At 49.0% G+C, this 14,703-nt stretch carries 12 protein-coding genes; 4 read left to right on the plus strand and 8 right to left on the minus strand.

The window, feature by feature from the left end:
• Positions 1–13 precede the first annotated feature (13 nt).
• The 3 genes from ACN0YN_RS24225 to ACN0YN_RS24235 form a co-directional block, all read right to left on the minus strand.
• Entirely contained in the window at positions 14–1,195 is a 1,182-nt protein-coding gene (locus tag ACN0YN_RS24225; RefSeq protein WP_417387611.1) for a tetratricopeptide repeat protein, read from the minus strand.
• A gap of 204 nt (positions 1,196–1,399) precedes the next feature.
• The gene (locus ACN0YN_RS24230; protein ID WP_417387612.1) at positions 1,400–1,981 is read right to left on the minus strand and encodes a hypothetical protein; all 582 of its coding nucleotides are present in this window, start codon (positions 1,979–1,981) and stop codon (positions 1,400–1,402) included.
• Positions 1,982–2,073: 92 nt separating this feature from the next.
• The gene (locus ACN0YN_RS24235; protein ID WP_417387613.1) at positions 2,074–3,750 is read right to left on the minus strand and encodes a type II and III secretion system protein family protein; all 1,677 of its coding nucleotides are present in this window, start codon (positions 3,748–3,750) and stop codon (positions 2,074–2,076) included.
• A 480-nt stretch (positions 3,751–4,230) separates the two neighbouring features.
• On the opposite strand from ACN0YN_RS24235, the gene ACN0YN_RS24240 reads away from it, so the two are divergent.
• Positions 4,231–4,782, plus strand: coding sequence for a hypothetical protein (locus ACN0YN_RS24240; RefSeq protein ID WP_417387614.1), 552 nt, complete (start codon positions 4,231–4,233; stop codon positions 4,780–4,782).
• 154 nt (positions 4,783–4,936) lie between these two features.
• Entirely contained in the window at positions 4,937–6,577 is a 1,641-nt protein-coding gene (locus ACN0YN_RS24245; RefSeq protein WP_417387615.1) for a hypothetical protein, read from the plus strand.
• A gap of 26 nt (positions 6,578–6,603) precedes the next feature.
• Here the strand turns inward: ACN0YN_RS24245 and ACN0YN_RS24250 are convergent, their stop codons facing one another.
• A complete protein-coding gene (locus tag ACN0YN_RS24250; RefSeq protein ID WP_417387616.1) occupies positions 6,604–6,786 on the minus strand; it encodes a hypothetical protein in 183 nt (60 codons plus the stop codon).
• 320 nt (positions 6,787–7,106) lie between these two features.
• Here ACN0YN_RS24250 and ACN0YN_RS24255 point away from each other — a divergent pair, with 320 nt between their 5' ends.
• Positions 7,107–8,108 (plus strand): type I phosphomannose isomerase catalytic subunit, encoded by a 1,002-nt coding sequence (locus tag ACN0YN_RS24255; RefSeq protein WP_417387617.1) that lies wholly within the window; start codon positions 7,107–7,109, stop codon positions 8,106–8,108.
• A gap of 24 nt (positions 8,109–8,132) precedes the next feature.
• Here ACN0YN_RS24255 and glnD read toward each other — a convergent pair whose 3' ends face one another.
• The 4 genes from glnD to ACN0YN_RS24275 all read right to left on the minus strand — a co-directional run bounded on the left by glnD (position 8,133) and on the right by ACN0YN_RS24275 (position 13,330).
• The gene (glnD, locus tag ACN0YN_RS24260; protein WP_417387618.1) at positions 8,133–10,829 is read right to left on the minus strand and encodes a [protein-PII] uridylyltransferase; all 2,697 of its coding nucleotides are present in this window, start codon (positions 10,827–10,829) and stop codon (positions 8,133–8,135) included.
• An 82-nt stretch (positions 10,830–10,911) separates the two neighbouring features.
• On the minus strand, positions 10,912–11,250 hold the full coding sequence (locus tag ACN0YN_RS24265) for a P-II family nitrogen regulator (protein WP_417387619.1): 339 nt from the start codon (positions 11,248–11,250) through the stop codon (positions 10,912–10,914).
• Between the two features lie 91 nt (positions 11,251–11,341).
• Positions 11,342–11,680, minus strand: coding sequence for a P-II family nitrogen regulator (locus ACN0YN_RS24270; protein WP_002648670.1), 339 nt, complete (start codon positions 11,678–11,680; stop codon positions 11,342–11,344).
• Positions 11,681–11,905: 225 nt separating this feature from the next.
• On the minus strand, positions 11,906–13,330 hold the full coding sequence (locus ACN0YN_RS24275; protein WP_417387651.1) for an ammonium transporter: 1,425 nt from the start codon (positions 13,328–13,330) through the stop codon (positions 11,906–11,908).
• Positions 13,331–13,651: 321 nt separating this feature from the next.
• Between ACN0YN_RS24275 and ACN0YN_RS24280 the strand changes: the two genes are divergently transcribed.
• Positions 13,652–14,701 (plus strand): prepilin peptidase, encoded by a 1,050-nt coding sequence (locus ACN0YN_RS24280; protein WP_417387620.1) that lies wholly within the window; start codon positions 13,652–13,654, stop codon positions 14,699–14,701.
• The last annotated feature ends 2 nt before the right edge of the window (positions 14,702–14,703 follow it).

Consider the following 14,703-nt stretch of genomic DNA (forward strand, 5'->3'; position numbering starts at 1 on the left):
CCTGCCAGCCGTGTTACGGGCTGGTCAGCTCACCAGGTGAACGGAACATGGGTTCTTCCGCTGGAGTCTCGTTTGAAATACGGATGATCGCAGGTTCTTCTTCCTGGGAAATTTCATCAAGCGTACGGAAAGAGTTGATTTCCAGCGGCTCCAGAAATTCTTCCTCCTGCTGCTGTACCGGTGGCTCGATTTTAGCAACTGGTGCAGGTTTTTCTGTCCGGGGGGGAAGCAGTTCTTTTTTGAGATCAGCCTGTGTGACCAGTTTCTTCTTTGGAGAATCGAGAGTCGGTCTTGCGACAACATTCGTCGTCTGTTTTGCACTGACCAGTTGTGTTTTCTGCTGTTCTGGAATGTTGCGGAATTCAGGCTCGGGTTCTGAACGACTGGCGACAGATTCTCTGGTGATCGTTTTTTCGATGAACGGGTTCTCGACTGCTTTTTTCTCAGGTGCAGACTGAACAGGCTTTGTCTGGTTGGAAGCAAGTTGTGTTTCCGGTTGAGCCTGCGATTCTTTTTCCTGACGAACCAGATAGACGTTTTTCATTTCAGCCAGTTCTGCTGCTGCGCGGCCAGCTGTTTCCAGAGTCGGGTCAGCAGTTAACGCCAGATCATATTCTTTAAGAGCCATCTCTCCTTCACCACGCTGCGTATGAATGTATGCCACATTTGCGTGTGCTTCCGCTTCCGACATAATGTTGCGGAAGATCGTGTAGCTTTCTTTGAAACGACCCTGGTGACCAACAGTTAATGCCAGGTTGTTCATGACACGTTTATTATTCGCATCATTCTGCAATGCCGTTGTCAGAACTTTTTCTGCGGCATCATATTGACCACGTTTATAGAGGGCGTAACCGAAGTCATTCAGTACTTCTGAATTATGAGGGTCGAGTTGTTTTGCCTGGGTGAAGTAGCGTGTGGCAGCAACAGAATCACCCAGATGAGAACAGACAATCCCCAGCCGATGACAGGCAACAACACTGCGAGGATTTTTTTTGAGATAGGTTTCGTACTGCTTTCGCGCAGCCAACCACTCTTTTTTGTGCTCGGCACTACGAGCTGCAGTGAGTACGTCTTGTGCTTGATGTTTTCCCGGTAAGGCTGATTTCACTTTGGCAACCTGAGTTCCCAACTGGGCGCAACCCTGAAGTGAAATGATGAGGATTACAGCTGAACAAAACAATCCTTTGTCGTTCATGACTCTGTCCTGACGTAAATCGACTTAAATGGTGAGGAATTCACAGGGAATTCCAGGCTGTCACAGTAAAAAAATCATCTATTGAAATGGTTGAACTGTTTTACTTGTGTGAGGTGAGGTGTGAGCGGTTTGATTTTTATTAAAAAGTGGACGGATTCACTTGAATCCGTCCACCTCATGTCAATTCAAATCATTCGATCGGGATTAGAAGACGCCGGCTCCGCCGCCGAATCCACCGAAGCCACCGCCGAATCCACCACCGCCGTTATTTCCGCGATTCATGAATCCGTTGGAATAAGCTCTGTAAGCTTCAAATCCTTCGAAGCCAGGTGTGAAGGCAGGTGAAACAACAACTCTTTCATCCGCATCCTGAACGTTCATTGCCTGCAGCATTTTCACAATGACATCGCGACGATGCATGTCCAGGTCGTCATTGCCATGTATCGGAAATTTGTATTCCGATGATTCTCTGACAGTCATTGAACTGGGCTGGACAACAACCGGGAATGGTGTTGACCCCATGCGAACAGCGATCTGTTTAATGTGGTCTTCGCCAGCGGCATTCAGTTTAGCAGTCGCACCAACGAATTCACTTTCGACGATCACAAAGTCAGAAGCTTCTCCGTTTTCTTCCTGCTTTTGCCAAATGTCATCACTGATGGTTCCCAGGGGTGCTACAGAGTCGTAGGGAATTTCTGCGTGATGTTGTTTATGTTGGCAACCACTGATCAGCATTGCTGCTAATGCAATAGCAGGCAAACTTGCAATTTTGGGTTGTATAGACATCGCTTACTTCCTTGTATTTCTCTCACATTCATTTCAATAAATGTGATTGGAATTTTATAGGTATCATTTGGCAAAGAAATAATCAGTTATAATTATTCAGAGAATCCGTAGTCACCATTGATGTAATATTTATCACACTTACTCTGGTGAATGAAATCTTTCTGTTGTTGGTGAATTCGTTTTTTCTGCATGTACCAGACAGTGCTTCGATGATGCACATCAGGTTTGCCTTCGATATTATTCATAAAGAAGAAATCCACGTCGCCTGGTTCGGTTACTTCCATTCCCGGTAATACGGTGGGAGCATCTTCCGGCTCCATCGGATGTACCAGTTCAGGGCTGATCAGAATGATCAGTTCTGTTTCATCACGGGAAACTGCTTTGTTAGAGAACAGTGTTCCCACCAGTGGAATGTCTCCAATGAACGGGACGCGGTTCAAGTCACCACGCTGTTGTTCCTGGATCAAACCGGCGATTGCCAGAACCTGTCCTTCCCGCATATCGACGGTCGTACTCACAGATTGTGTATCGAGCCCCAGAACTCCACCTGAGGTTAAAGCCGGGTTGACGGTACTGAAAGTTGGTGTTACCTGTAACCGAATCCGGTCTTTATCAAGAACCGTCGGCAGGAAGGTTAACTGCGTACCAAATCCTTTGAAGGTGGTTGTTGCTGCCTGTGCACCGCCAACTCCGACAACGGTCGGCACAGCGAATTCACCACCAGAGATAAAGTTGGCGGTACGTCCACTGATTGTGACCAGGTTCGGTTCTGCTAAAATTTTGGCATAACCATTTTGTGCCAGAGCTGAGATAAACAGATCGACATCGCTGCTTGTGAAGGAAGCAGTCACAATACCACTTCCACCGTTTCCTAACTGCTGTGCCACTCCGGTGAATAACTGACTCCAGCCAAAATCACCTGATTGGACAAACAGATCAGTACTCGCAGTTCGGGCAGCAGACCGATCGATTTGAGCGATGCGTACCTTAAGCATGATTTGCTTTTCACCAGGTACTTTCAACATGTCGACGACTGTTGCTTCTGGAAGCCTTGCACCATCCGGGAATGGATCAGCAGCTGTTCCACTGGCAAACAGAGAACCGCCACCCATTCCACCACCCTGTCCACCGCCACCTGAACCAGAGTGGGCACGGATAATGGTAATAATCTGTACTGCTTCCTGTTCATCCCGGGCCTGTCCGCGAACAATCAGTTTGTCTGCAAACGGGATGAGTTGTACTTTGCTGTTCGGGAAGAACTCGTTAATCATTTTCTGAAATTCGCCGTATTCCATGCGGCGAAGATCTTCGATGGAGTTGTCACCTTCCACTTTGACCTGCACGCTCAGGATCTGGGGATTTGCTTCTTCTCCCAGCCAGAGCGTCATGGTGGTGGTACCGGTGTCTTTCCCGATTACTTCTACTTCCTGTGATCCGAATGCAACCACTTCAATTTTTGAAGGGTCTGCAATGGCCACCCGGAACACGTCCATCTTCATTTTCAAGATTTTTGAATGTCGTTGTTGAACACTGAGTTCTACTTCAGATTCATAAATCTGATCAACGAGCTGATGAACTTTTTCTTTTGTTTTGGTGCTGATGACTGGTGCATTTTTCTGCTTTTTACCAGGCATGTAATTATTGGTTTTCAACTTTCCCGGGACAGGAGGAGCTGGTGGAACCTGCGCAGAAAGTGGCGATGCTGTGATAGCGACACCGCAGGCAACTGCCAGCATTGTGCGTCTTTTCCATGAGGCATTTATAGACATACTTGTCTCCCAATCCTTTGGTCGTCAATTTGAGAAATTGGAGTAAGTGATTTGTTGAATCAATTGAAGTTCGATTAAAACTACGTTTAACAGAACTTTGTATAATCTTAGTCCAGTGGTGTCTGTCTGATGTTGTCTGCTAGCTGTCGCAGTCCCAGTGAATTGTAATGTTTAAAATTACCTGATTACTGGTTTGTAATACGAGTTTGCTCTTTACAGGCAAAACCCATAGCATCAATCATATCGGTTAGAACTGTACGGAAGGTTGATATAAATTTTGAGGTGTTTCCCAATTTATGTATATTTAAAGATTTTGTTGATTTCCTCTATTTTTACTTTACATTTGGTCTGTTTCAGGACGAAAACGAGATATGGTGGGAGAATTTGTGCTCTGATTCCAGAGTGTCTATCAATTTAATGTCCACCATAATGCCTAACAAATAGTGTTGTTGATACAACGTAAAAATAAAAGGTGGTCTCATGAATGCGAGTTTTGCATTGCTCATCGGTTTAAGTGTCTGGCAGTACGATGGAGAAGTTGTACCTGTCAGCACCGTCAGTGCTCCCGCAACAATCTCAATGGCATCATGTCAAAATACCTGCGTTACATCTGATGCTTGCACACCAGGTTGTTCGACAGGTGATCTATGTCAGCCTGGGGGACTCTTCGGTCACTGGGGTATGTGGGGCAGCTGTTACAGCGACAATGGTTGCAAGTTGAAAAAGCGGAGCTGGTTGTGTTGGAAAACGACGGGTGATATGTACCCCCACTATCCTTACCCGCCTGTCTATCACGGATACTATTACTTCCGACCTTACAATTACACAAATATTCTTCGTCAAAAAGGTGAGATTATTGCTCTCGGCGGAAATCCGAAAGCTCCTTACGCTCACAAAATGTTTGATCGAATCTACGAGCAGATCGACATGAAAGCGTACGAAGAATTCCCTGCAGACGGTGATGGCGTTCCGACGCTGGAACCTCTTCATAATTCTCTTCCCAGCCTGGAAGATATTCTGAAGGCCAAATAGTTCACACCATTGTGAGCTATGCAGTAGAGAACAGAATTCAGAAAAATATAAAAAGATCTGTACTATTGAGTGCAGGTCTTTTTTTCTTTTCAGCTTGATGACAAACTGCTGATGGCAGCATGGTTCCTGAAGGGAATCTACCGGGAGAATCGTTGTGTCAGTATCTGAGTTTGAATCCGGTCATGCCGAATGGGATATGAGCTCTCGCGAATGGTTGATTTCATCGGGGAGTATCTGGCTCGCATGTCTGTTTTTAACAGGCACTGTGACCATTGCGGATCCCGATTTATGGGGGCATACACTCTACGGATTACGAGCGCTGGAACAGCATGTTCTGGTAGAACGGACTGATCCATTCTGTTACACGGAACCGGGCGCCATCTGGATTAACCATGAGTGGTTTTCCGAATTGTCCTTTGGCTGGCTCTGGAGTCAAATCGGAAATACCGGGTTGTGGCTCTGGCGTAATTTCTGGGTAGGCATGATTCTGATTCCCGCCTGGATGGCATTGAGAAAGTCGCAGGCAAGTCTCGCCGCTGCGGTCCTGTTACTGGTGTATGGTGCGTTCTGTCTGGCGCAGTTTGTAGTTTTTGTTCGCCCGCAACTGGTGACTTTTGGTTGCTTCGCCTGGACTCTGTTACTATTGCGGGATTATGTTGATCGTCCTCAGGCTAAGGGAGTCTGGTATCTGCCGGTTGTCATGCTCTTCTGGTCGAACTCTCATGGAGGCTTTCTGGCGGGAGTTGGTGTTGAGGCGGTGGTTGTCCTGTGGGTGGGATGGGGCTGTTTTCAAGGCCTCTACCAGAGACGCGATTTTTTCAGACTGCTGGTGGCTGTCACTGTGAGCTGGCTGGTGACGCTGATCAATCCCTACGGGGTTCATCTGCATCTGATGCTCTGGGATCATCTGATTACAACACAGATTGTTCGAGAATGGCAGCCACTCTGGCAGGCAAGGCAGGCACTGCTGTATTACATCCCGTTTTTACTGATCGGACTGGCTTTTTTCCGTTCGAAGAAATGGGAGTGGATTGATCTGTTACTGATTGGCGTGGTTGCCTGGCAGGCAGTCAGTCATATCAGGCATGTGGCATTGCTGGCAATTGCCGTCATGATTCTGCTGCCACGGCCAATCACAGACGCGCTGCGAAATCTGTTTCCCTTGATCAATCAACAGTGGTCGGGAGCATCGAGACGGGGCTTGCGATCCGTTCTGATTACAATGATGACACTGGTGATCCTGGGACTGGGAGCTCACACGGTGATCCATCTGCAGGAAGAAGGAGTTCCGCCCTGGGAGATTGGAGTGGAAACTCGAAGCAGAGCTCCTGGAATGCCTGTTGCCGTCATTGAAGTCATGCAGAAGGAGCAACTGGCAGGGAACATTCTGACCGATTACGGGTGGGCGCAATATATCATCTGGCAGACTTTTCCGGAATCACGTGTGGCCTTTGATGGACGTTATCGCACGGTGTATTCAGCGCAACTGGAAGAGGAGTTTGTGGCGTTTCAAAAGCTGAATCAGGAATCCAGTGCTTCGACGCCACTACTGGATCGGTATCCCACGGATATCATTCTTCTGCCTCAGGCTCAGCAGACGAATGGGTATTTGAAGCAGAGAAAGGACTGGTCGCTGATTTATGAAGATGATCAGGCAACGCTCTGGTTGAAAGATATTCCCCGGTTCCGGACGACGATAGCGCGTTCCCAACGGGGGGAGATACAAAAGCCAAAAATTTCCCAGTGGCTACTGTTTCCTGCTGATCCTCTGAAACAGGAAAACAGCGCTAGATGAATGGAAAACGATGTTAAAGCGGACTCTCAGAGAAAAGAGCAGGAATCTTTGATCGCGTCTGCAGCAGGTCCGGTGGGATTGTCTGTATCGACTTGAAACAGGATTTCGTTATCTTCGATATCGATTACTGTTAAAAACTGTTCTCCGATCTGTATTGTGTCACCAATGGAAAGTTCAACTTCTAAACTTTGAGATGTCAGATCTGCCACTTATGAGCCTTTCATCGATTAACAGCGGTAATTCACCAGACAACTGAGGCAAACTGCGAACAAATGGTGTGCGCGTGTTCTATTTGTGTTGTCGATGGCTTCAAGGGGGGAGAGATTAGCAGGAGTTCCCGTTTATGGCAATTGAAACCTTTTAAGAACGTTAGTTCTAAGAAAATGATAAAATAAAGCAGGAGATCCCCGATCTCATAATTCGTAAGGATTATAGTTGCAATTGAGGGGTTTCCTTAATTACGATGATAGAAGCATCTATCTTTTCCAGTCTTTCTATCTTGTTATCTGGTATTACTTTTCAACGAATTATGTCATTACAAGAAGTCCAATCTACTGCCACCTTATTACCTCTGGAGTTCACGCCAATCCTGAAGCGTGCCAGATGGGGCGGGGAGCGTCTGGGCACGGTATTACATAAAATGATTGGAATGGAACAGGATTATGGAGAAAGCTGGGAACTCTCTGACTATCCCGGAGCCCCGACTCTGATTGCCAGTGGAGAATTTGCAGGAAAGACCCTGACAGAATTAATTGAGAAGAACCCCAAAGCATTGTTTGGGGAGGGAAAGAGTTATCCGCTATTCCCGATACTCATCAAATTTATTGATGCCACGGACCGACTTTCGCTGCAGGTTCACCCGGATGCAGGTCATCTACCCCGATTTGATGCCATGAAGTCAGGAAAATCTGAAGCCTGGGTCATTCTGGATGCATTACCTGAGAGTTGCATCTATGCCGGCCTGAAGCAGGGGATTGGTCCCGATCAGCTCCGGCACCACCTGGAGCAGGGAACTGTTGAAGAATGTCTGCACAGCTATCCTGTCCGCAAGGGGGACAGTGTTTATATTCCCGCCGGTACTCTGCATGCGATCGGTGAGGGAATATTACTGGCTGAAGTGCAGCAGACCAGCGATGTGACCTATCGGTTATTCGACTGGCATCGTCTGGATCAGTCCGGGAGCCCCCGTCCCGTACATGTCGAGCAGGCCATTTCCTGTATTGATTTTGATCTGGGGCCCGTTGATCTGCTGGAACCCGAAAAGCAGTTTCGAGAAAACCATCAGATTGAAGATTTATTATCGTGCGAACATTTTTCGATTCGTCGGCATGTCGCGCATGAATCATTTCAACTGACATCGTTGAATCAGGCGCAGATTCTGATTGTCCTGGAAGGTTCCGGGCAACTGGATTGCAGTGCCGAAACGTATGAACTGTTTCAGGGGAAAACGCTGCTGGTGCCTGCAGCCGCCTCGGATTGTCAAATCCATGTAGAGACGCCTGTGACTGTTCTGGAAGTGATCCCTGCCTGAGACAAAGCAGAACAGCGGGGTCTGTCAGACGCGCTGATAGCGTTTATAACCTTCCAGTTCAAAGTCGTGCAGGGTGCGTTCCAGTTGTTCTTTTACTTCCTGTAACCGGTCACCATCTTCGATTTTACGTTCGTGCTCATCAATGACGTAAAATACATCGACAACCTGATCGAGGTGCGTGGAAATTTTTGCCATCACGACGGAGAGTCCCATGCGGCTGATGGCACGCGAGACGATATACAGCAGCCCGGTACGGTCATGGGCGATCACATCAATGATCGTACAGCGTCGGGAAGACTGGTTGTCAATTTCCACCCGGCCCAGATCAAGTTCACCACTCAGGCTGGCTGATTCCTGAAAACGTCGATTGTTTAAAAACATGGTTTTAGCGTCACTCTCGCCAATCACGGCTTTGCGGATTTCCGTTTCAATCGCCTGCACACGCGAACGAGGTACTTCGCCGGCGAAATCATGATCGATCACACGGAAACTGTCGACCACTCCGCCGGAAGCGCTCGTGGTGATCTGTGCGGAAATGATTTCCATTCGACGCGAAGTAAATACACTGACCATGCGATGAAAACAGGATTGCGAATACAAGGCAGAAGCAATCACATGATAATTAACCGTTCCTGTATCCGGTTCGAATTCTCCTTCGACCACAATCTGGTCCGAGGGGAGGTCCCTCAGGATCTCAATATCAGCAGCAATCCGTTCCGGAGGAGTGACGAGCAGGTAATGGGGAGAGAATGACTGGAACAGTTCTGTAAACCAGCTTTCTTCCTGTTCTGCTTCGACTTCAAGCAGTATGGGAAGATTCAGGAAGCTGCGCACCTGTTGTTTGACACGTGAGAGTCGCTGGTCGCGATTGTAACGGGAATGTTTTCCCCCCAGCAGGAGCATGGTTCGCTCGTAAAGGTCTGCCAGCAGTTCTGATTTCCAGTCTGTGAAGACTCCGGGACCCACGGCTGTGATATCCGCTGCAGTGAGCACATACAGCATCCGCAGTTTTTCCGGGCTGCCGACCTTCTGGCTGAATGCGAACAGAATGTCCGGGTCAGAAATATCACGTCTGAAAGCCAGATGCGCCATATTAAGATGTTCGAATACCAGGAAGACCAGCAGTTTCTGTTCTTCTTCTTTCAACCCCAGTCGAACTGAAGTGTCCGTCGCGATCATCGCGCCCATTTTGCAATGGTCTTCACCGTAGCCTTTGCCAATATCATGCAGCAGAATCGCCAGATTGAGGATATCTTTCTTTTCAATGTGTCGATAAGAACTGCCGAGACTGGAGTCATCGCTGGCAAAGGTTTCTGCAGCTTCGATGGCACGAAATGTGTGTTCGTCTACCGTATAACTGTGGTACTGATTGAATTGCAGCAGGCAGTAAGCGTGCTTCATATAGGGGATCAGTAAATTCAAGATCCCGGTTTCGGACATGATTCTGAGTGTCGGGCCAAGATTGGTGCTGCGAGCCAGAATGGCACGAAACAGATCAATGGCTCGATTCGAAATCGCGGGAGGCAGAGTGAGCGCCGATTCACGGATGGCGTCCAGCAGATCCGGAGCGATTGAAATGCCATATAGTGAAGCGGTATCAAACAGTTTCAATATCTCTTCGAGACTGTTACAGACCTGAGCCCGATAGCGGGGGATCACGTCCACATGGTCCGGTGCAATTTTGAGAATGGAGTCTGAGCGATGTGTCATCAGAAAATCGTAGATCCGCGACAGCAGTGGCTGAGGCCGATGCGCTTTGATGAAACGCTCAGTGATTTCTGCCACCGCTTTACTGTGCCGGAAATATTCCTGCATCAGCAGTTCTACGGGGCGCTGGCCGTTGGTGCCTTCAATTTTGCGTTGTTCGGCCATCCAGAGTTGCGTGTCTTTGGTAAACAGGTCCTGCTGACGCCCCGCTTCGTAATGCAGTTGAATGCGTACTTTGAGCAGGTAGTCGCGGGCATTTTTCAATGTTCTGACATCGCGACTGTTGATTCTCCCGTCGAGTCGCAGCATGTCAAGATTCGCGGTTCCATAGCGGGCAAAGCCGGTCCAGCGCAGGAGATGAATGTCGCGCAGACCGCCGGGAGAACGCTTGATATCGGGTTCCAACTGCATGACTGCGCCGCCATGCTGTTTGCGTTCCTGCCAGCGTGCCTCAACACACTGTTCGAAGAAAACCCGTCTGCGAAATAAAATGACGTGTCGATAGAATGACCGAATCAGCTGTTCGGCCAGATGTTCATCCCCCCAGATGGCACGGGCTTCAATCATCGCTGTGGCAAATTCGGGTTCGGTACGCGCCATTTTGACCGAGTCGGAAATGGTTCTGAGGCTGTGTCCCAGTTTCAAGCCTGCATCCCAGCAGTTGCGAACGACGTCTCCCACAAATCCTGCAAATTCTTCCTCAACCTGATTCCGGTACAGAAACAACAGGTCTACGTCGGAGTAGGGGGCCATCAACCCGCGACCAGAACCGCCTATGACGAGAATTGAGCAGTTGGGAATCAGTAATTTCTGACGCTGTTCCGGGAGCTGCTGAAACTGATCCTGAATAATCTGCAGCAGCAGCTGTTCAATAGACTCGGCGATCGCTGTGGCGATCTGCAAACCGCTGGCGCCATTGCGCAAGAGTTCCTGGCCGCGTTGCCGGGCTTGCTCTACCTTCGTGCGATAGACAACAAATTGTTGTGCACTGCAGGAGGTCGACGTGTGTGACATCATCAATTCCAGGCTGAAACGAACGCGAACAAAAGGAGCCCGGATTCAGGACAGAGTATCTTGCAGGAAATCTGCCAATGGATCAGACCGCTTCCGGACCAGTTTCTCCCGTACGGATTCGAATGACTTCATCGAGACTGGTAATGAAAATTTTTCCGTCACCAATCTGCCCGGTACGTGCAACCTGAGTGATCGTTTCAACGGTCTGGGGCACCAAATCGTCCTGGACCACAATCTCGAGTTTCACTTTCGGAAGAAAGTCAACGATGTATTCATTGCCTCGATAAGTCTCTTTGTGGCCACGTTGGCGACCAAAACCACGGACTTCACTGACAGTCATTCCACTAATGCCAATTTCAGAAATCGCATTTTTGACTTCTTCAAGTTTATAATGGCGAATGATTGCCTGAATCTTTTTCATTGAAAGTTCTCTCGAAAACCGTAATTTCAGTCAGCCGGTCTGACGTAAAGCAAAAGGGGCAAAAGCCCGCCCCTCGCTTTACCGTCGTTTGTTAAAGCGCAGTATCTCCGGCTTCACCTGTGCGGATCCGGATAATATCTTCGATAGGTAAAACGAAGATTTTACCATCGCCGATCTGGCCGGTGCGTGCTGATTCCAGGATTGTATCAACAACGGCTTTGACTTGATCATCGGGAACGATGACTTCCATTTTAGCCTTTGGTAGAAAATCCACGGTGTATTCTGCACCACGGTACTGTTCTTTGTGGCCTTTCTGGCGACCAAAACCACGTACTTCAGACACTGTCATGCCCTGTACACCAATTTCTGTCAGAGCATCTTTAACTTCTTCCAGTTTGAAATGTCTGATGACAGCTTCCACTTTTTTCATCGGAATCATACTCCCAGAAAAATGTCCGGTTTTCTTCCAGCGCTTTCAGAAACCCAGACGACTATCACACTTAGATATTATATCGCAATTGTCGGGAAATCTCGATACCGCAAATTGATTTCCCTGAAAAAACAATCAGAACTATTGTCCTGACAGGCCTTTCGGACCGAAATTCCTGAAAATGAGAATGAGAGTCGGCCTGAAGCCGACTCCCGACTCCCGATTTTACAGGAAGATATATCCTTCTTCACCATGTTGACTCAAGTCGAGTCCTTGAATTTCACCATCTTTACTGACTCTCAGACCCATGGTCAGATCGATCAGCTTCAGAATGATAATCGTTCCCACGACGGAAATAGCGATGGCAGCTCCTACGCTGACAAACTGGTTGATCAACTGCTGGGAATTCCCTTCCAGTAAACCTGAACCAGCCGCATTCCCGGTAATGGATTTGGAGGCGAATACACCCGTGAGAATCGCTCCCACGGTTCCTCCCACGCCGTGTACACCAAATGCATCCAGCGTATCATCATATTTAAACTTGGATTTGAGAGTTGTACAGGCAAAATAACAGGCAAAACCAGCAATCAGCCCCAAAATGATTCCCGACAGGGGAGTGACCGTGCCACAGGCGGGCGTAATACAGACCAGACCGGCGACGGCCCCCGAACAGGCACCCAGAATACTCGGCTTTTTGTTGAAATACCATTCAGCGCCTGCCCAGGCCAGAACACCGGCTGCTGCAGCCAGATGGGTCGCGACAAAAGCGTTGACAGCAGCAGGATTAGAGCCGACGGCACTTCCCGCATTAAAGCCAAACCAGCCGACCCAGAGCATCGTGGCACCAATGAAGGTGTATGTGAGGTTATGAGGTGGCATCGGTTCCTGGCCGTATCCCAGGCGTTTGCCCAGCAGGATCGCACAAACCAGGGCAGAGAAACCGGAGCTGATATGTACGACTGTCCCGCCGGCAAAATCAAAAGCGGGGTAGAGTGCATTCTCGTTCCATTCACACAACCAGCCTGTATCTGACCAGACCCAGTGGGCAATCGGACAATAGATAAAAGTGCCCCAGAGAATTGAGAAGACGACCATTGAGCTGAATTTCATGCGTTCAGCGAAGGCGCCGCAGATCAGAGCAGGGGTGATGATGAAGAACATCATCTGGAAAACCATAAACAGGGATTTCGGAATGGATCCATTCGCGGGAATGACAACCGCGCCATCTTTCCAGGAGGGGATGACATCTTTCAGGAGCAGATGGTCAAAACCGCCGACAAATCCACCCAGAATATCTGTACCGAATGCCAGACTATAGCCCCAGAGTGCCCAGATGACGGACATGAGCCCCATCAGGAACACACATTGCATCATCACTCCCAGAATGTTCTTCTTGCGAACCAGACCGCCATAAAACAGCGCCAGTCCAGGGGCAGTCATCATCAGCACCAGAGCTGAGGCAACCATCATCCAGGCGATGTCGGCACTGTTGAATTCAGGTGCCGCTTCTTCCTGAGCCGGTGCTTCAGCATCAGAACCAAGTGCGTGGGGAGGAGCAGTTTCATCAGCGAACAGCTGTCCTACTCCGGAGAAACTTAATAGAAATGTTAAAAATGTACAGTACGTAATCTGTCTGTAGACTCTCCTCATCATGAAGGCCTTTCCGAGCGCGAAAAATTGTTCAAAGCAGTGAGCGAGCGCTTTGGGTCCCTGAATTGATCGAACGATCTGCCAAGTGGATGAATCGTTTCAGATGATTGTGCGAGCAAGCAGTTTCATCTAAATTGATTTTTTCATCGAACCGCAATTGCGATTGAATGAGACAGACTTCACCATATCCTCATCCAGCATGATCTTACGATCAAATCAGTTAACGCGTCAGTCTACCAAAGCCCTGCTGCAAAATCACCCGAGAAACAACGGGTTTTGTTCAGGAATGGTTAAGATCTGACGAGAGTGAGAATAGGACAATTGAATAGTACTTTATTACCTGGAATCTTGTTTTTAGCAGGGGCAGTTGTTGGTCTGCTGGTGAATGCCTGGGTGCGTCTGATGACCCTCAAGCCCGTTGTCCGACCTCTGACGCGCTGCGAGGCCTGTGGTGCGCGTGTCCGGTTCTGGAAGCTGGTCCCCGTTCTCCGCTGGCTGCCAATTCAGAACCGGTGCCGTGAATGTTCCGCGCGTTTGCCACGTTCCGAGGTGCTGCTGGAAATCGCCACCGGTGTGCTGTTTGTGCTGTTCTATTTTATGGCGGTGCAGTTACGCTGTCTCGAAGTTCCTTCGGTCCGTCCATCCGGTGAAATGCTTCAGTGGCGACTGCTGTATTTATACGTCTTACTCACTCTGCTGGTGGCTGCGACTTCGATCGATTTCCGCGAATATCTGATTCCGGATCAGATCACCCTGCCTGGTATGTTGATTGGTGTGCTGGGGGCGACCATCGCCGGTCATCTGCAGATCATCCATTTGTGGGTGGACTGGAATCAGGCGGTTCCCGGTCTCACGGGACCTTACATTCCGGAATGGATCAAAGACCATTCACACTGGCATGGACTGAGCTGGAGTCTGGCGGGATTGATTGTCGGAGGCGGACTGACCTGGGGACTGCGACTGGTGTCATCGGTATTGCTGGGGCAGGAAGCGCTGGGTCTGGGGGATGTCACGCTGATGGCAATGGTGGGCAGCTTTCTGGGCTGGCAGGCCATTCTGCCAATTCTGCTGCTGGCTCCATTGTGTGGAATTTTGATCGGCTTTCTCACGCGGGTGATGACGGGAAAAACCTATCTGCCTTACGGCCCTTATCTGTGCGCCGCGACGTTGATTGTGCTCATGGGCTGGAAATGGTTCTGGCTGGCGGAATGGCCGTCCAGTCTTCCCGAGACAGCACCGGAATTTTCCATTCGGAAATTGTACGGCGATGGCCTGGGGCTGGTGATGATCGGCGGGATCGCATTAGGCGCGTTGATCCTGTTACTGGTACTACTGAGAATCTACAGAGCCATTCCCGTCAAACGCCGTTAAAT

It is taken from the genome of Gimesia sp., assembly GCF_048260065.1.
Classification (GTDB): domain Bacteria; phylum Planctomycetota; class Planctomycetia; order Planctomycetales; family Planctomycetaceae; genus Gimesia.

What these genes read in the sequence shown, in the direction of transcription:
- ACN0YN_RS24225 (WP_417387611.1), bottom strand. Translation starts at nt 1,195, where the DNA reads ATGAACGACAAAGGATTGTTTTGTTCAGCTGTAATCCTCATCATTTCA.
- ACN0YN_RS24230 (WP_417387612.1), bottom strand. Translation starts at nt 1,981, where the DNA reads ATGTCTATACAACCCAAAATTGCAAGTTTGCCTGCTATTGCATTAGCA.
- ACN0YN_RS24235 (WP_417387613.1), bottom strand. Translation starts at nt 3,750, where the DNA reads ATGTCTATAAATGCCTCATGGAAAAGACGCACAATGCTGGCAGTTGCC.
- ACN0YN_RS24240 (WP_417387614.1), top strand. Translation starts at nt 4,231, where the DNA reads ATGAATGCGAGTTTTGCATTGCTCATCGGTTTAAGTGTCTGGCAGTAC.
- ACN0YN_RS24255 (WP_417387617.1), top strand. Translation starts at nt 7,107, where the DNA reads ATGTCATTACAAGAAGTCCAATCTACTGCCACCTTATTACCTCTGGAG.
- glnD (WP_417387618.1), bottom strand. Translation starts at nt 10,829, where the DNA reads ATGTCACACACGTCGACCTCCTGCAGTGCACAACAATTTGTTGTCTAT.
- ACN0YN_RS24265 (WP_417387619.1), bottom strand. Translation starts at nt 11,250, where the DNA reads ATGAAAAAGATTCAGGCAATCATTCGCCATTATAAACTTGAAGAAGTC.
- ACN0YN_RS24270 (WP_002648670.1), bottom strand. Translation starts at nt 11,680, where the DNA reads ATGAAAAAAGTGGAAGCTGTCATCAGACATTTCAAACTGGAAGAAGTT.
- ACN0YN_RS24275 (WP_417387651.1), bottom strand. Translation starts at nt 13,330, where the DNA reads ATGAGGAGAGTCTACAGACAGATTACGTACTGTACATTTTTAACATTT.